Genomic DNA, 17,980 nt, shown 5'->3' with positions numbered 1-17,980 from the left:
GATGTTTGAGAGGTCGCCGACTTAATCTCCTAATCGCGCAATCTCTTCTCCGAATTCACGAATATCTTCGAAAGAGCGATAAACGGAGGCGAACCGGACATAAGCAACTTTATCGAGTTCTTTGAGGGCTTTCATAATTAGGTTGCCGAGCAGTTCACTGCTCACTTCACGTTCACCGGTTGCGCGCAACTGTGACTTAAGTGAGAGGATACATTGTTCAACTTTTTCTGTGCTCACAGGGCGCTTTTCGAGTGCGCGTTGCAAGCCTGCACGAAGTTTATCTTCGTTAAACGGTTCACGAGAACCATCGCGTTTAATAACGCGAGGCATCACGAGCTCAGCACTTTCAAAGGTCGTGAAGCGCTCGTGACACACCATACATTCACGGCGTCTACGCACCTGTTGCCCTTCTGCAACCAAACGAGAATCAATGACTTTTGTTTCTTGTTCTGAACAAAACGGGCAAAACATGAATAATCCTTAAATATTGCGTACTTAGGTATCTAAATTAAACCTAGACTAGTTAGTCCAGCATTAGTACCAAAGTACGCAATAAAACACAAACCTATTTATTTATAAACAGGGAATTGTGCGCAAAGTGCAACCACTTCGTCTTGAACACGTTTGATAACAGACTCATCGCCCATGTTATCTAGAATGTCGCAAATCCATGTTGCAACTTGCTTAGCTTGTTCTTCTTTGAAACCACGGCGAGTAATCGCTGGGCTACCAATACGAAGACCGCTGGTTACAAACGGTGAACGCGGGTCATTTGGCACTGAGTTTTTGTTTACCGTAATATTTGCGGCACCAAGTGCTGCGTCAGCATCTTTACCGGTAATGTCCTTGTCGATTAGGTCAAGAAGGAACAAGTGGTTGTCAGTACCGCCAGAAACGATGTTATAACCGCGCTCTTGCATTACAGAAACCATAGCTTTCGCATTTGCAACAACCTGCTGCTGATACACTTTAAATTCTGGCTGTAGTGCTTCTTTGAATGCAACCGCTTTAGCTGCGATCACGTGGCAAAGAGGGCCACCTTGGTTGCCTGGGAATACCGAGCTGTTAAGCTTTTTGTAAATCGCTTCATCGCCACATGAAGATAGGATAAGACCACTACGTGGACCCGCTAGCGTTTTATGAGTAGTCGTTGTTACCACGTGAGCGTGAGGAAGCGGGTTTGGATAAACGCCCGCTGCTACAAGACCTGCTACGTGCGCCATATCTACGAGCAAGTAAGCGCCAACGCTATCAGCGATTTCACGGAATTTTGCCCAATCAACAATGCCAGAATACGCAGAGAAACCACCGATAATCATTTTCGGCTTGTGCTCTTTAGCAAGTGCCTCAACCTGAGCGTAATCGATTTCACCGGTTTCTTTGTTCAGACCATACTGAACAGCATTGTAGGTTTTACCAGAGAAGTTTACGTGTGAACCGTGAGTAAGGTGACCACCTTCAGAAAGGCTCATTCCCAATACCGTATCGCCTGCGTCAAGTAGTGCCATGAATACGGCAGAGTTAGCTTGTGAACCAGCGTGCGGTTGAACGTTCGCGTAGTCTGCACCGAATAGTGCTTTTGCACGATCGATAGCAAGTTGTTCAACAACGTCTACGTGCTCACAACCACCGTAGTAACGCTTGCCTGGGTAGCCTTCCGCGTACTTGTTAGTAAGCTGCGAACCCTGTGCTTCCATTACACGTGGGCTACAGTAGTTCTCAGAGGCAATTAGCTCTATGTGATGTTCTTGACGCTCAACCTCTTTAGACATTGCATCGGCTAATTCAGGATCGAAGTCGGCTATATTCATTTCGCGAGAAAACATGGGGGCTCCTTAACTGCGGTTTTTATATGGCGTTACGCACTGATTGCTCAAATTCGAGCCATATTCTAGTCATTTTCGGGGGCTTGTATACCGCTTTGTGACCAAATTAATATAAATGGCGCAGGTTTAACGAAATACCTGCGCCAGCGCGAGATCAGACCTGTTTTTCCAGGGCTTTAACACGGTCAAATAAACTACCAATTTTGGCAAGGCGAACCGTATTTTTGCGCCAGTCACGGTTGGTTTGTGCTGGCTGGCCAGAAGAATAAACACCCGGTTCAGTGATATCTTGTACAATCATGGTATAGCCAGTCACCTGAACATTATCGCAAATGCTAATGTGACCATTAATGCCCACTCCACCACCGATAATAACGTGCTTGCCGATATGACAGCTACCAGCAATTCCTGTAGCGCCGCAAATACAAGAGTGATCACCAATAATACAGTTGTGGCCAATTTGTACTTGGTTATCGATAATAACGTTAGTGCCTAAAATCGTATCTTCCATGGCGCCGCGGTCAATGCTGCTGCTTGCGCCAATCTGACTGTCGTCACCAATGCGAACCGACCCTATTTGTGGAATAGGGATCCAAACGCCTTTATCGTTTGCGTAACCAAAGCCTGCCGCGCCAATCACCGTTTGGCTATGAATCGTCACGCGCTTACCAATTACTACGTCATGATAGATAGTCACGTTCGGGTGAATGGTACAGCCTTCACCAATATGAGTACCTCTGCGAATAACGGTATTTGCGCCAACCGTAACTCTATCGCCTAAAACCACGTTCTCTTCAATGATTACATTGTGGCCTAGCGACACATCACTGCCGATGCGGGCAGATGGCGCAATTACCGCTGACTCAGCAATACCTGTCGCTACCGCTGGGGTAGTATCAAACAACTGAGCGATTAGGGCGAACGCTGCATGAGGGTTTGCCACCACCAACGCTGGAACTGGGCTATCATCTTTCAAGTTTTTGTGCAGAATTACCGCACCAGCCTGAGTATCTTTTAACTGCGGCTTGTATTTAGGATTTGTTAGAAACGAAATTTGGTGCGATGCTGCACCGGATAACGTACCTACTGCAGAGATAGTAATGTTTCCATCGCCCTGCACTTCCCCACTTACATGTTTGGCAAGCTCTTCCAGACTGTATGTGCGTTTACTCATAGCGGTCATCATAATTACCTGTTCAGAGATATGAATAGTGTTGAGTCTATCGCTTTGGGTTCTTTATTGCTGTTTGCTAGCTCACCCTAAAGCCCATGTTTACTCATGCTTATAAAAACAAGTTTACCTTAAATCAACTCGCCAACCGATGCATAAATCGATCTTTTTGGCATGAGTGATTAAAATATCGCCAAGCACAAATACACTAAGCGTAAGTAACTGGCACAAACTACCCTGTTACGAGTAGAATAGACCACAATCACTTTTTTATTTTTCACCGCTTATTCAGCGAGGATAGAGCATGGCGCAATACGTTTACAGTATGCATCGCGTGGGCAAAATCGTCCCACCTAATAGACACATTCTAAAAAATATCTCACTTAGCTTTTTCCCAGGCGCCAAAATTGGTGTGCTAGGTCTAAACGGTGCAGGTAAATCTACCTTACTTCGCATTATGGCCGGCGTAGATACCGACATCGAAGGTGAAGCGCGTCCTCAACCGGGCTTAAAAGTGGGCTACCTTCCACAAGAGCCTCAGCTTGATGAAACAAAAGATGTTCGCGGCAACATAGAAGAAGCCGTCGCCGACGTTAAACACGCATTAACTCGCCTTGATGAAGTGTATGCAGCGTATGCAGAAGCAGACGCTGATTTTGACGCCCTTGCTAAAGAGCAGGGCGAGTTAGAAGCTATTATTCAAGCCAAAGATGGCCACAACTTAGAAAATGCATTAGAGCGTGCTGCTGATGCCCTTCGCCTTCCAGCGTGGGATGCGGACGTTAGCAAACTATCTGGTGGTGAACGCCGCCGTGTAGCGCTGTGCCGCCTACTTCTAGAAAAGCCTGAAATGTTGCTTCTAGACGAACCCACTAACCACTTAGACGCAGAATCAGTCGCATGGCTAGAGCGCTTCCTTCACGATTATGAAGGTACGGTAGTCGCTATTACCCACGATAGATACTTTCTTGATAACGTTGCAGGTTGGATTTTAGAACTTGACCGTGGTGAAGGTATTCCGTGGGAAGGTAACTACTCTTCTTGGTTGGAGCAAAAAGAAAACCGACTTGAGCAAGAAGAGCGTACCGAAACGGCGCGTATGAAGAGCATGAAACAGGAACTTGAGTGGGTACGCTCAAACCCGAAAGGTCGTCATGCTAAAAGTAAAGCTCGTATGGCCCGCTTTGAAGAACTATCTACCAGCGATTACCAAAAGCGTAATGAAACCAATGAGCTTTTCATTCCACCAGGTGAACGCTTAGGTGACAAGGTTATTGAAGTAAGCAACCTTAAAAAGTCGTATGGCGATCGCGTACTTATCGACGACTTAACGTTTAAAGTACCAAAGGGTGCCATTGTAGGTATCGTTGGCCCTAACGGCGCGGGTAAATCAACCTTGTTCAGAATGCTTACTGGTGCTGAGCAACCTGATTCAGGGACCATCGATTTAGGTGAAACCGTTCAAATTGCTGCGGTAGAACAGTTCCGCGACCACATGAACGAAAACAACACCGTGTGGAAAGAAATTTCTGACGAACAAGACATTATTCGCATTGGTAACTTTGAAATTAACAGCCGCGCCTACTGCAGCCGTTTTAACTTTAAAGGCACCGACCAGCAGAAGTTCATCAAAGACTTGTCAGGTGGTGAGCGTAACCGTGTTCACCTTGCGAAACTGCTTAAAGCAGGCGGTAACGTATTGCTACTGGATGAGCCAACCAACGACCTAGACGTAGAAACACTTCGCGCCTTGGAAAACGCGTTGTTGGAGTTCCCAGGCTGTGCCATGGTTATCTCGCACGACCGTTGGTTCCTAGACCGTGTAGCAACACACATTATGGATTACCGCGATGAAGGTAACATCAACTTCTTCGAAGGTAACTACTCAGACTACGAAAGCTGGTTGAAGCAAGAATTTGGACAAGATGTGGTTGAACCGCACCGCCTTAAATATAAGCGTATGTCTAAATAACACAAATTCAGAGATGTAAGATCTGTATCTCTGCTTTACGCCTAAAGCCGCTATCGCTGATAGCGGCTTTTTTATTTGTTCGCTTTTCATTGCGAACCCACGCAAATTGGCCAATACTGAGGTCGTAGACAAACATTAGGTATTTGAGTAATGACAGATAAGCGCCAATTCCAACGGGTATCTCTGAATGTAAATGGCACACTGGCACACAATGACGTTAGTATTGATGTGGTAGTCAGCGACGTATCGCTTCAAGGCATTAAACTTCAAGCTACCGAAACGGCGTTGTCACAATTACCCTTCGACAGTCACGACCCTTATACTGCTACCTTCCAAGCAAATGAAGACAGTCCTGTAATAACCCTCTCTATTTCGCAGTTGTATCGTCATGCCGACAGTAGAAAAGAACGGGTTTCATTAGGCTGTAAAGTTGAACGAATGGATGTAGACAGCATTAGCGCTCTTCGCCGTTTAATTACCTTAAACAGCGACGACGCCAGTATTGAAGAGAAAGACCTGAATGCATTAGTTAATGCGGTTTATCAGGCGCCACATTAACCTCTAAAAAACGCATTTCACTCGTTTAATGCAGGAAAGGCCCATTCAATAGGCCTTTCAATTTAACAGGCACCGTCAACACTTTACTTAAATGTTGAGCCTTTCGCATTACTCAAGCGCGTCTAACGCCTCAGATAAGCGCGCTACCGGCACCACTTTCATACCATTAATGGCTTGTTTAGGCGCATTGGCTTTTGGCACGATCGCCCGCTTAAAACCATGTTTCGCTGCTTCGATAATGCGTTCCGTTCCGTTAGGAACCGGGCGAATCTCGCCGGCTAGCCCGACTTCGCCGAATACAATTAAATCTCTGGGCAGCGAGCGATTTCTAAAGCTTGAAATCATGGCCAATAATAAGGCTAAGTCTGCACTGGTCTCTGATACTCTTACACCACCTACCACGTTGACAAAAACGTCTTGATCGTTCATTTGCACATTGCCATGGCGATGCAAAACCGCGAGCAGCATAGACAAACGGTTCTGGTCCAACCCTACAGCGATTCGCCTTGGGTTCGACATCTGCGAATAGTCTACCAACGCCTGTATTTCTACAAGTAACGGGCGGGTGCCCTCCCAGATAACCATAACGCTAGACCCTGGCGTTTCATTGTCACCTCGACTTAAGAATATGGCCGATGGGTTGCTTACCTCTTTAAGGCCTTTTTCTGTCATGGCAAACACGCCGAGCTCATTTACCGCACCAAAGCGGTTTTTATGACTTCGAAGCGTACGGTAGCGACCATCACTTTCTCCTTCCAGCATCATAGAGCTGTCGATACAGTGCTCAAGAACTTTTGGACCCGCCAAGTTACCGTCTTTTGTTACATGGCCAACAATGAACATAGCAATATGATTTTGCTTGGCAAAGCGCGTTAAATACGCCGCGCTTTCTCGTACTTGCGACACACTGCCTGGCGCAGACTGCACGTCTGACACATGCATCACCTGAATAGAGTCGATAACCATAATTTTAGGCTTTTTCGTAAGGGCTAAATCGCAGATGGTTTCCACGTTTGTTTCGGCTAACATCATCAGCTTGTCGTCAGGTAGATTTAAGCGCTTTGCTCGCATGGCGACTTGCTGAAGCGACTCTTCCCCTGTGACATAAAGCGCGGTTTCACTTTTTGCCATCTGACACATTACTTGAAGCAGAAGCGTACTCTTTCCCGCTCCTGGCGAGCCACCAATTAACATAGCTGCCCCAGGGACTATTCCGCCCCCTAACACTCTATCTAGCTCTTTAAATGTTGACGAGAATCGCGGTAGTGATTCGAGATCTATTGCATTTAATGTCTCAATTTTGGCAGCGGTTTGCCCTGCATAGCCTGACGTGGTTTGGCGTGCGACACTTTTGGCACTTGCAACCACAAACTCACTTATCGTATTCCACGCTTTACACTCCGAACATTGACCTTGCCAGCGAGGGAACTCTGCACCGCAGTCAGAACACACATAAGCAGTTTTACGTTTTGCCATATTCCAGTTTTATCCATTGCTTAAAAAGAGTATTCTAACACTTAACAACGGTGAAATAAGCACAAACCTAAGGTCAGTTCTCCTCCAGTAAAACTGGTACAAAAGTATAACGACTTTACGGGTTAATGAGTTTTGCTGATTTGCCGATAACAACTAAAATAATGATACTAAACAACAAAGTTGCGCATTCATGAGTCAAGATTTAAAGCAATATGCTGATATTATTGAACAGCTAAAGCCCATGGTTAATGAGCCTGAGTTTAACCAGGTATTGCTTCAAACTGCATCTGATGTGCCGAAAGAAAAGCGCTTCCTCATCAAAATGGAAGTGAAACGCCTAGCCAAACCCTGTATGCGCACCATAGACTTGCGTGGTCATGTTGACGGAAAGTGCAATAAATATGTACACGAAGGACGTAGCCATTACATGGATGACGTCGCTGTTGACAAGTTTGAAGAGCAGTTGAGGGTATTTGGCCGATATACTTACGGTGTTTACGAAGCGGTACAAAACACCGAAAACAACTTTCGCTTAATGCGCGAAAAAGAACTCGCACAAGAACGCGCTGATAAAGAAAATCCTGAACTCAAAAAGCGCTCAGCAGTATTGGAGCAGTTTAAAGTTCCTACCGTAAACCTGCTTGATTACAGACAGCGCAACACTGAACGCATGAACTTCGCTGTGGCGGTAGAGTTATTTAATAGCGCCAATCAATCAATGCGCGGTTTGAGTGTTGATATATCTCTTGAAGGCTTGCAGGTAAAACTCTCTAAAGACGCGTTTTTCAAAAAAGGAGAAACGCTGTTTATATTCTTTAGGGGCTTAGAGAATGAATTTGCCATGGACAAAAAGAATGGCATTGCATATAAGCTCGTAAAGATAATAACTAAAAACGATGTTAACTATCTTGCCTTGCAACGAGATAAAGAAAAGCCAAGCCCCGCATTCGACAAATTCTTAGAAAGCTTTATACACGGCAATAAACGCCGATATAAAGTTAATATGAGCAATACGATTGAGGCGATTACCAGTAAGATTTGTGAGCAGTACTTTTCGCCGCGTAGCCCCACGCTGCCGGTGTATATAGACGTCATTAATAAAACGCTGGTTCCCCGGTTTGCTATGGTTAACGAAGTGAACCGCGAAACCGTGCAGTATTGGCAAGACGAAGACGATAACTGTCGATTGAACTTCTTACTCACCCAGGAAAGGCTTATGCGCTTGTTGCAGAAGTCAGAAGAAGTAAGAGAGATTTTCGTATTTAGTTTTACTCATTTGCAGAACGACAAGGTCTACTTTTACTCAGCGTCTTACGAGGAACTCTTGCAAAAAGACGTACTAACCCGAGTATTTTTAGGGTTTGGCTCTAAAAAAGCGAGTTGGCGTGTATTTAAAATAACCTTAACAGAGGTTGACCCTGAGCAGGCCCATATTCCGCTTTCCATTCCGGATTCTGTAGGTAATAAAGTTAAAAAACTGAACACTCCGCCATCGGCTCGACTAATGTCAAAGCTGAAAAACCTGCGATTCTTGGCACACGTAACCGATGTAACCTCAGTAACAGGGCAAGAGACCTACAACGAGTTTAAGTTTAATCGAGAAAACCTCTCTCATCTGCGAAATTTTGGGCATCCGCGCAATCGCGCTCCTTCGAATGTTCAGGTTGTCAGGTTTAAATATGAAGAGCAACGCATTGAAAGTCGCTATCAGCTGAGAACCCAAATTGAAGCTCGCTTCAATAATGAAGAACTGGTGCACAAAGGGATCAGCGAAGATATTTCGGTGCATGGACTTGGACTTCGTATAGAGTTGAGCAAAGAATATAAAGGTAATTTAGAGGGCAAAGTAGAAGTCGCCTTCCCTCGTCTGCAAGAAATTGCCAGTTCCTTTGATGTCATGCATTTGCAATACGAAATCATTTATCACAACGTCGACAAGAACATTCTTCATTTAAAAACTATGCCGGGCGACGAAGGCAAAAGTGCTAGAAACTTCTTTGAAGAACTGATTAAAAAGAACAAAGGCAGCCTTAAAGTAGAGAACGACGAAGAAGAAGTACCAGGCATGGGACAGGCGCTTCGTTGTATTAATGCGCGAAACGCTACTTCCCTATCCTTCTTAATGAGTAAGGAAGGTGTTCGCTACACTCCACAGGCTTGTATTGTCGGAAAGCAGGACGAACGCATAACCACCCTAACCACGCAATACGCCGAACGTGGGCAAGTGAATTTAGAGTTTCTCTTTAGAGACAGAAAACAAGATATACCTTTTGTACAAAGTGGCATTAAGGCCGTTAAGCTTGAAAATATGCCGTTGCGACAGGAATTATTTATCTCATTCGATGCATCACAAAAAGAGCCGCGAATGGCGATCATTCCTCGCTATTCCGATAAATTCGAAAATAACGAGCAGCGCCGAGCGTTTATTAGAGAAGCTATGGTTCGCGGCCAGTTCGTAGCTATTCATGTCATGCTAACCACAACTGGCAAGCCAGACATGACCATGCTGCAAACGGAAATCAATTACGTCACCATGTACGCCATGCACCGGGCCCGTGAGCTAGAGAAAAAAATGTGGAGTATTGCAGCGTGCTCTCACCTAGTCGATGTCACAGATGAAGTACTTATAAGATACGGCTTTACAGTGGAAGACATCACGGCAAATAAAACGTTAAAAAGTGCGGTTCAACCTAAAGCTATTGCGCGCAACGCGTAGTGAAATAGCAAAGCCTATCAATTTAAATGAGCCCGTAGGTTAAGACCCATCACGGGAGGATTTTAATCACAAGATTTTGGAAACTTGTGGCTGGTGAAAGGTAACCGATAAAGTGTGAAGCGCTAGTTTTATTGCCCCAAAACTAACGCTTGTATTACAGACTCTCGCTAACTACTTGTCTAGAAAATACAGAAGGCTATGTAAACTGCCAATGCGGATTGCCACATCCGCCTTTTCATTAACCAGTGGCTTACCGTGACACGCCACGCCTAGCGCTGATTCAGCCATCATGACCAAATCGTTAGCTCCATCACCCATAGCAACGGTTTGTTTGGCTGAAATTTGCCACTTCTCGGCAAGGGCGTTTACGGTTCGCGCCTTAACGTCTGCATTGACAATTTCACCCTCTACTTTTCCAGTCAGCTGCTCGTTTTTCACCGCAAGCGTGTTAGAAATGGCAAAATCGAGTCCAAGCCTTGCTTTTAGGTGGTCAGCGAAAAAGGTGAATCCACCTGAGGCGATCGCTAATTTCCAATTATGCTGTTTCAAGTGAGTAAGCAAGGCTTGAATGCCGGGCATGATAGGTATGCTGTCACGAATTTGATTAAGGTGACTAACTGGCACGCCTTCCAAGCAGGCCACTCTATGCGTTAAGCTATCATTAAACGCAATTTCTCCACGCATTGCCTTAGCGGTAACTTCTGCCACCTGCTCGCCAACACCCGCCAATTTAGCTATTTCATCGATACATTCAATCGCGATGACAGTGCTATCCATGTCCATGACCAGTAGTCCTGGCTCAGACAATGAGGGGCGAGAGCCCTGCAAACCAACATCAACATTATATGCCTTGGATACGTCGCCCAGCAGTGGCTTAATCTGCTCAAGTTCAGTGTTTTGCAAAGCACCTCTAATTTCTATTACATCATCCCCCATTTGCTTGTGTAAATGATGGAAAGCAGCGCTAGAAGGAGTAAACACATCGTTGAGTTTAATTAAAACGCTGTGCAGTAGATAAGGTGTTACAGCTTGACCAATAACGGTTAACGTATGTGAATACGCACTGTCGTTGTGACTATTGCTAACTACATGAGACAAAAAAGAAGCTAAATGGATATCGTCATTATCGATATTATTAAGAAGAGTGTCTTTCATAACGCACACAGAAACTGCGGTGATTGGCAAATGGTGCTCTAATGCTAACCAATTAGGCTAACTAATAAAATATCTCCTTTTAAATTATTTCGAATTATCCTACTGTTAGGCAACCCTCGTGACTTTATGGAAAAGCGAATTGGTAGACGGGCTAAGCAAAGCAGCTTCACAAACAAAGAATGACTCGCATTCGTTGTACACAGTTCTAAAGCGATTGTTCCACACAATAGTAGTGAGTGCGGTGTTTGCTTTGATAGTGGTATTGCTTCTGTTATTCCAACAATACCAAAACGACTGGCTTACCGTGCAAACTCGCTTCTCTGGTGAGAGCATAGCAAGGCAGTATGCAAAACTGCTACAACCTGCCTTTATCGCTGACGCACTTTCGAATCAGGAAACTGAGAACAATGTAGATTCCGCGCTATCTGATACTCTCACTCAACGGGAGTATATTGAAAGTGTCGCCTCTATTTTGGTCGACGAGCCACACATTCTTGCCTTGTCTGTGTTTGATAAGGACGGGAGGTATATTGCTCCTTTGCCTCAAATTGCCAGTGTGGTGTCGATGAGTCAGTCGCAAAGTGTAACGCCGCTAACCTATGTTGGCGTTATCACTGACGATAATGAAAATTTACTAGGTTATGTGAATATTCACATGAACACGCAGGCTGTCCTCGAGAGTCCACTGACATTGCGTTACCAGCTTGCTCTTATTGCGTGTATTCTCGTCTTTTTAGCGCTCATGCTAGGTATTTACCTAACCCGGGCCTTTTATAAATCTCGCCCATGGTTTATTCAGGTAATCGAATCAAAAAGAAATAAAGAGAAGCGCTAGATAGCTAATTTGGAAGTCTATGCTTCACTTCCAGCATCAATATCAAATAGTCGAGTGTAGTTCGCTGTGGTGGTGGACACTATTTCTTTATGTGACATGCCATAGCGGTCGCTTATAACATCAACGACATCTGATAAATAACGAGGTTCGTTTGCTTCTCCTTGTCTACCGCACATGGGCATATCAGGGGCATCCGTTTCTAAAAGCAATTTATCAAAATGGTGTTCTAACAAAAAACCAAGGGTGTTTCGTGTTTTTTGAGCACGCTCATAGGTAATCGTACCGCCTATACCTAGGTAAAACCCTCTTTCAATATACCCTTTGGCCGCTTCAATACTTCCTGAAAAAGCATGTACAACGCCTATACCTTGGTATTTGGTTTGCTTCAATGCTTCAACTAGCAGATGATGACTTTTTCTGTGATGTAAAATTACGGGTAACGATACTTTATCGGCAAGTTTCAAGTGGTTATGTAGCGCTTCCTTTTGAAGCGCTAATGGCACGCTTATATGCCCATCGATACCTGTTTCCCCCACGGCTTTTACCGAAGGGTGCAAGTTAGCCGTAGCGTCCTCAAGTTGACGAAGACTCTTCTTGAGTGTTTGCTCTGGCTTTTCAAGCTCACTGCCAGTTAAAAAATAAGGATGGAGTCCAAGCGCAGTATCAATAGATAAAAGGCTTTCATAGCGTTCATTGAGCGCTTGTAACGCCTGCCAAGATTCGGGGGTAATGCTAGGCGCCATGATGCGGGTAAGCCCTGCGGCTTTGGCGCTTTCTAATGCAACTCTAAGATCTTTCTTTTGTGCAAGTAAGTCGAGATGGCAATGACTATCAATCACGGTTTAGATGCCTCCTTGTTACTTATCTCGCCGCACGCTATCTACAAGCTCAATAGTTAAACGGGCTCACATTCTAGTGAAGTACTTTAGCGGGAACGAAAGGTGAACGTATTCCCTACGGCATAAGGCGCTGTGTTACCCACGCGCCATCTTCAGTTTTGTTGTATTCAAAGCGGTCATGTAGCCTATCTTCTCCACCTTGCCAAAACTCAATTTGATGAGGCACGATCCTGAAACCGCCCCAAAAGTCCGGCACGGGAAGCTCTTTGTTAGCAAACTTATCTTTTAACTGCTTAAACTGGGTCAGTAGAAGCTCCCTGCTGCCAATAGGTTTGCTTTGTTTTGACGCGTACGCTGCTAGCTGACTGTCTTTCGGTCGCGAAAAGAAATAAGCAGCATTCTCAGAAACAGAAAGCTTTTCAACGCTGCCACATACGCGAACCTGACGCTCCATAAAAAACCAGGGAAAGTGGCACGACACTTTAGGGTTTACCGCTAACTCTTGTGCCTTACGGCTGCCTAAGTTAGTGAAAAACACAAAGCCCTTTTCACTGACATCTTTTAACAAAACGATACGCTGAGAGGGTTGGCCGCTGGCATCGACGGTGGCAACCGTCATTGCAGTAGGATCAGGAATTCCGGCGTCTATGGCGTCTTTTAACCATTTATCGAACATGATAAATGGACTTGAAGTAATATCTGACTCACTCAAACTGCCCTTTGAGTACTGCCTGCGCATATCTGAAATTGCCATATACCGCTCCTAAAAAGAAGTTGTTGTGCCTGCTAGAGATGTTGAAACCGAGTAAATAAACCACCGTGTAAATGCTCACATAAGCGCATCTAACTGAGGTAGTTGTCCACAAGCCATCAGCTACACCACTTGGCGAAAATGCTGACTCACTCTATTTGCTAATATAACGCCAGTTACAGCTAACTAGCGTTATAAAGATAATATTAGCGTGAACTAGAAGTTACTGTCGTCACCGTAACCTAGAGAGCGTAGAGCACGTTCATCATCAGCCCAGCCTTGTTTCACTTTCACCCAAAGTTCTAGAAATACTTTGTTGTCGAACAAGTTTTCCATATCTTTACGCGCTTGCTCACCAATGGTTTTCAAATGCTTTCCGCCTTTGCCGATGATCATGCGTTTTTGGGTTTCACGCTCTACCAAAATCAGACCGCTGATACGATAAACACCATTGTCTGCCATTTTGAATTGCTCAATTTCCACAGTAGTAGAGTAAGGCAATTCATCGCCAGTAAAGCGCATAAGCTTTTCGCGAATGATTTCAGCAGCCATAAAGCGGCTTGAGCGGTCAGTAATGTAATCTTCTGGGAAGAAAAACTCACTTTTAGGTAGCGACTTGGCCACTAACTCTCTAATTTCGTCAACCATTCGGCCCTGTTTAGCACTGATAGGGATCATGTGCTCAAACGGGTGCTTTTCGCCAAGCTTTTTAAGGTGAACCATAAAGTTTTCTTTATCTTCAACCTTATCCATCTTGTTTACGATGAGATAGCAAGGAAGGTTTGCTTGTTTAACCTTACTTAATACCATTTCATCTTCGGCGTTGAATCGATCGCCTTCAACAACGAAAAGCACAAGGCCAACTTCAGCCAAAGAGCTTGATGCCGCGCGGTTCATGTAGCGATTGATCGCGCGCTTTTCGTCTTGGTGAAGCCCTGGGGTATCAACGTAAATCGCTTGATAATCACCGTCGGTATCTATACCAAGAATGCGGTGGCGCGTGGTTTGCGGCTTACGCGACGTAATGCTTACTTTTTGACCTAGCAAGCGATTGAGCAAGGTCGATTTACCTACATTAGGGCGACCTACTATGGCAACTAGGCCACAGCGAGTTTGAATATCAGGCATTTCTGGCAAATTCGATTCATCATGCGTTGTCATCAAGCTTCTCCAATGTTAAACGAGCAGCTTCTTGTTCTGCTTTTCGGCGGCTATTGCCAGACGCCACTACCGCTTCTGGTAGACTTTCTACCTGACAGCTAACTTCAAAAGTCTGAGCATGATCTTTCCCTGAAATAGACAGCACTTCATAGGTTGGTAGCGCTTGTTTACGACCTTGTAAAAACTCCTGAAGACGAGTTTTGCTGTCTTTAGGGTGGGCATTAGGGTCTAGTTTGTTAATGCGGGTTTCCCATAAACGGTCTATAACGCCTCGTACCTCGTCCATACCGGAATCGAGGTAAATAGCCCCTAAAATAGCTTCAACTGCATCGGCTAAAATCGAACTTCTGCGATGACCACCGCTTTTGAGCTCTCCTGGCCCTAAGTTAAGTAGTTCACCCACACTGGCTTCCTTTGCAAGTTCTGCCAGTGTGTCTCCTTTAACCAAAGTAGAGCGCATTCGTGTGAGTTTGCCTTCTGGCACAGTTGGGAATCGCTTAAACAGCGTTTCCCCAACAATCATGCCTAAAATAGCGTCACCCAGAAATTCTAGTCGCTCATTGTGCTGTTTAGCCGCACTGCGATGAGTAAGTGCTTGTTCCAATAGAGCTTCATTGGTAAATGTGTAGCCTATCGCCTTGTACAGACGACGATATTTATCAATTCCCTGCATTAATGAATGCCACCTGCTCGCTCAAATCGAACACCTGTTGGTACCCAAGTTGGAAGGAAGTCTGACGGACTGCGCTCAAATTCAAATGAAATCCAAATCGCCACCGCTTTTCCAACCAAGTTTGCATCTGGCACAAAACCCCAAAAACGGCTGTCGCGGCTGTTGTCACGGTTATCGCCTAGCACGAAATACTGACCTTCTGGCACAATCCACTCATTGCTGCGCGTTCCAGGCTGGGTATAAAAATTAACCGGCGAAATCTCGCGTACTGGGTGGCGCAAAATGTCATGCTTTACTGTGCCTAAATCTTCGGTGTAACGCATAAGCTGGGCCATGTCCTGTACGAACTCACCACGCTCTTGGAACGTCAGCGGTACGGCTTTCAATTTAGGACAGTTGTTGCCAGTCTCACACTTCGGTTTGATATAAACCTGTTTATTTTGATAAACCACAGTATCGCCCGGTAAACCGATCACGCGCTTAATGTAGTCTATTGAAGGCTCTTCAGGGTACTTGAAAACCACCACATCACCACGCTCTGGAACGCCAGTTTCAATAAGCTTACTTCTGAAAACCGGGTCTTTCACGCCATAGGCAAACTTTTCAACCAAAATGAAGTCACCCACTAACAGAGTGGGCATCATTGAGCCTGAAGGAATTTGAAATGGTTCATATAAAAACGAACGCAATACCAACACGAAAGCAATAACAGGAAAAATCTGTTGCGAAGTATCAACAAGGTACGGCAGTTGAGGATCTTCTCCATAGCCCGCTCCTTCTGCGGTTGCCGCAGCCTGTAAGCGTGCTTTTCGTTTTGGTGCAAACACTAGGCTATCCACTAGCCAGATTAATCCTGTTATTAAGGTGAGTGCCACCAAAATCAAGGAGAAGTAATTCGCCATTATTTGCCCACCTTCAATACTGCAAGGAACGCATCTTGTGGCAATTCAACATTACCCACTTGCTTCATTCGCTTTTTACCTTCTTTCTGCTTTTGAAGTAGTTTCTTCTTACGGCTTACGTCACCGCCGTAACACTTCGCGATTACGTTTTTACGTAGCTGTTTAACTGTACTTCTTGCAACAATATGGTTACCGATAGCCGCCTGAATAGCGATATCGAACATTTGTCGTGGAATAAGCTCGCGAAGCTTTTCGACCAGCTCACGACCACGGCCTTGAGAGTTTTCTCTATGTGTAATTACTGCTAACGCGTCTACACGTTCACCGTTAATAAGAATATCAACACGCACCATGTCTGATGTCTGGAAACGCTTAAAGTTGTAATCAAGCGATGCAAAACCACGGCTCGTAGATTTCAAACGGTCGAAGAAATCGAGCACCACTTCTGCCATTGGCAACTCATAAGTTACCGCCACTTGCTTACCGTGGTATGTCATGTTGGTTTGCATACCGCGCTTTTCAACACAAAGTGTAATTACGTTACCCAAGTATTCTTGTGGTACAAGAATGTTGGCTTCAACCATAGGCTCACGAATTTCAGCGATATCATTTACCGGAGGTAATTTAGCTGGGCTATCTACGGTAAGAGTTTCGCCCTTGGTCGTTTCTACTTCGTAAATTACCGTTGGCGCAGTAGTGATAAGCCCCAAGTCATATTCACGCTCTAAACGCTCTTGAATGATTTCCATGTGTAGCATGCCAAGGAAACCAATACGGAATCCAAAACCTAGCGCTGCAGAGCTTTCCGGCTCATAGAACAGTGAAGCGTCGTTCAGACTTAGTTTCGCAAGGGCGTCGCGGAAGTCTTCATAGTCATCAGAGCTTATTGGGAAAATACCGGCATAAACCTGAGGTTTAACCTTTTTAAAGCCAGGAAGCATTGCGTCAGCTGGCTCGCGAGCCAAGGTAATGGTGTCGCCCACAGGCGCGCCTTGGATATCTTTAATTCCTGCGATGATAAAGCCTACTTCGCCGGCTCTTAATGTGCCCGTATCGAGTGGCTTAGGCGTAAATACACCAATTTTGTCAACCTGATGCGTTTGACCATTTGACATAATTTGAATTTTGTCTTTCTTAGTCAACTGGCCTTCGACAATACGTACCAGTGAAACAACGCCTTGATAGTTGTCAAACCAAGAATCGATAATCAACGCCTTAAGTGGCGCTTCGCGGTCACCTTCTGGCGGCGGGATTTTATTTACAATAACTTCAAGTACATCTTCAATACCGATACCGGTTTTTGCTGAGCAGCGCACAGCGTCCAGCGCATCGATACCAACAATATCTTCAATTTCTTCTGCAACGCGGTCTGGTTCAGCCTGAGGCAGGTCGATTTTATTTAGTACAGGCACCACTTCCATATCCATCTCGATGGCGGTATAGCAGTTTGCCAATGTCTGTGCTTCTACGCCCTGACCTGCATCAACAACCAAAAGCGCACCTTCACAGGCAGCAAGAGAACGAGATACTTCATAGGTAAAGTCAACGTGTCCAGGAGTGTCGATGAAGTTAAGCTGATAAGTTTCACCGTCGCGCGCTTCGTAGTTCAGCGTTACGCTTTGCGCTTTGATAGTAATACCGCGCTCTTTTTCCAGGTCCATTGAGTCGAGAACCTGTTCAGCCATTTCACGGTCTGTTAGCCCTCCACAATGCTGGATTAGACGGTCTGACAGCGTAGACTTACCGTGGTCGATGTGGGCGATAATACTGAAGTTACGAATGTGCGATTGTTGCATAATGCTGGAAATTACCTGCAGAAAAATTCATTAAACAAAAAATGCTGCTTGCCTTGCTTAAAGGGTTATACGCAGCGCGTGCGGATTTTACCCATTTCTTGCGCGAAAAGCGAATTGGCGTGGTGGAAAATTTATTACTTTCAAGAAAC

At 45.1% G+C, this 17,980-nt stretch carries 15 protein-coding genes; 4 read left to right on the top strand and 11 right to left on the bottom strand.

Annotation, left to right across the window (positions count from 1 at the left end):
• Nucleotides 1-21: 21 nt before the first annotated feature.
• From nrdR to lpxD, 3 genes are all read right to left on the bottom strand, one after another.
• The gene (nrdR, locus tag AC0J2X_RS02705) at nt 22-471 is read right to left on the bottom strand and encodes a transcriptional regulator NrdR (protein ID WP_012517538.1); all 450 of its coding nucleotides are present in this window, start codon (nt 469-471) and stop codon (nt 22-24) included.
• Between the two features lie 98 nt (nt 472-569).
• Nucleotides 570-1,826: a serine hydroxymethyltransferase gene (glyA, locus tag AC0J2X_RS02700; RefSeq protein WP_014950092.1), complete on the bottom strand. Its 1,257-nt coding sequence runs from the start codon at nt 1,824-1,826 to the stop codon at nt 570-572.
• Between the two features lie 154 nt (nt 1,827-1,980).
• Entirely contained in the window at nt 1,981-3,009 is a 1,029-nt protein-coding gene (lpxD, locus tag AC0J2X_RS02695; protein WP_014976986.1) for a UDP-3-O-(3-hydroxymyristoyl)glucosamine N-acyltransferase, read from the bottom strand.
• Nucleotides 3,010-3,301: 292 nt separating this feature from the next.
• On the opposite strand from lpxD, the gene ettA reads away from it, so the two are divergent.
• Both ettA and AC0J2X_RS02685 read left to right on the top strand, forming a co-directional pair.
• Entirely contained in the window at nt 3,302-4,969 is a 1,668-nt protein-coding gene (gene ettA, locus AC0J2X_RS02690) for an energy-dependent translational throttle protein EttA (RefSeq protein ID WP_014950094.1), read from the top strand.
• Between the two features lie 150 nt (nt 4,970-5,119).
• A complete protein-coding gene (locus AC0J2X_RS02685) occupies nt 5,120-5,527 on the top strand; it encodes a PilZ domain-containing protein (protein WP_187446178.1) in 408 nt (135 codons plus the stop codon).
• A gap of 108 nt (nt 5,528-5,635) precedes the next feature.
• On the opposite strand, the gene radA is transcribed toward AC0J2X_RS02685, so the two are convergent.
• Nucleotides 5,636-7,003, bottom strand: coding sequence for a DNA repair protein RadA (gene radA, locus AC0J2X_RS02680; RefSeq protein ID WP_014950096.1), 1,368 nt, complete (start codon nt 7,001-7,003; stop codon nt 5,636-5,638).
• Between the two features lie 190 nt (nt 7,004-7,193).
• Here radA and AC0J2X_RS02675 point away from each other — a divergent pair, with 190 nt between their 5' ends.
• Nucleotides 7,194-9,719, top strand: coding sequence for a PilZ domain-containing protein (locus tag AC0J2X_RS02675; protein ID WP_014950097.1), 2,526 nt, complete (start codon nt 7,194-7,196; stop codon nt 9,717-9,719).
• Between the two features lie 171 nt (nt 9,720-9,890).
• Here the strand turns inward: AC0J2X_RS02675 and serB are convergent, their stop codons facing one another.
• Nucleotides 9,891-10,874, bottom strand: coding sequence for a phosphoserine phosphatase SerB (gene serB, locus AC0J2X_RS02670; protein ID WP_039231744.1), 984 nt, complete (start codon nt 10,872-10,874; stop codon nt 9,891-9,893).
• A gap of 118 nt (nt 10,875-10,992) precedes the next feature.
• Here serB and AC0J2X_RS02665 point away from each other — a divergent pair, with 118 nt between their 5' ends.
• Nucleotides 10,993-11,709, top strand: a complete 717-nt coding sequence (locus AC0J2X_RS02665; protein ID WP_014950099.1) for a hypothetical protein — start codon at nt 10,993-10,995, stop codon at nt 11,707-11,709.
• A 17-nt stretch (nt 11,710-11,726) separates the two neighbouring features.
• On the opposite strand, the gene AC0J2X_RS02660 is transcribed toward AC0J2X_RS02665, so the two are convergent.
• The 6 genes from AC0J2X_RS02660 to lepA form a co-directional block, all read right to left on the bottom strand.
• Entirely contained in the window at nt 11,727-12,548 is an 822-nt protein-coding gene (locus AC0J2X_RS02660; protein WP_156078588.1) for a TatD family hydrolase, read from the bottom strand.
• Between the two features lie 115 nt (nt 12,549-12,663).
• Nucleotides 12,664-13,302 (bottom strand): pyridoxamine 5'-phosphate oxidase, encoded by a 639-nt coding sequence (gene pdxH / locus AC0J2X_RS02655; RefSeq protein WP_014979782.1) that lies wholly within the window; start codon nt 13,300-13,302, stop codon nt 12,664-12,666.
• A 213-nt stretch (nt 13,303-13,515) separates the two neighbouring features.
• Nucleotides 13,516-14,427 (bottom strand): GTPase Era, encoded by a 912-nt coding sequence (gene era, locus AC0J2X_RS02650; protein ID WP_014950102.1) that lies wholly within the window; start codon nt 14,425-14,427, stop codon nt 13,516-13,518.
• A gap of 19 nt (nt 14,428-14,446) precedes the next feature.
• Nucleotides 14,447-15,133 carry a ribonuclease III gene (gene rnc / locus AC0J2X_RS02645; protein ID WP_014950103.1) on the bottom strand — a complete coding sequence of 229 codons (687 nt, stop codon included), beginning with the start codon at nt 15,131-15,133 and terminating at the stop codon, nt 14,447-14,449.
• On the bottom strand, nt 15,133-16,035 hold the full coding sequence (lepB, locus tag AC0J2X_RS02640; protein ID WP_252118765.1) for a signal peptidase I: 903 nt from the start codon (nt 16,033-16,035) through the stop codon (nt 15,133-15,135). Before lepB ends, rnc begins: the two co-directional genes overlap by 1 nt.
• The gene (gene lepA, locus AC0J2X_RS02635) at nt 16,035-17,831 is read right to left on the bottom strand and encodes a translation elongation factor 4 (RefSeq protein WP_014950105.1); all 1,797 of its coding nucleotides are present in this window, start codon (nt 17,829-17,831) and stop codon (nt 16,035-16,037) included. Before lepA ends, lepB begins: the two co-directional genes overlap by 1 nt.
• Nucleotides 17,832-17,980 lie beyond the last annotated feature (149 nt).

It is taken from the genome of Alteromonas sp. R7 (assembly GCF_055755235.1).
The sequence above is the reverse complement of the archived record's forward strand: the minus strand, read 5'-3'. Positions and strand labels throughout refer to the sequence as shown.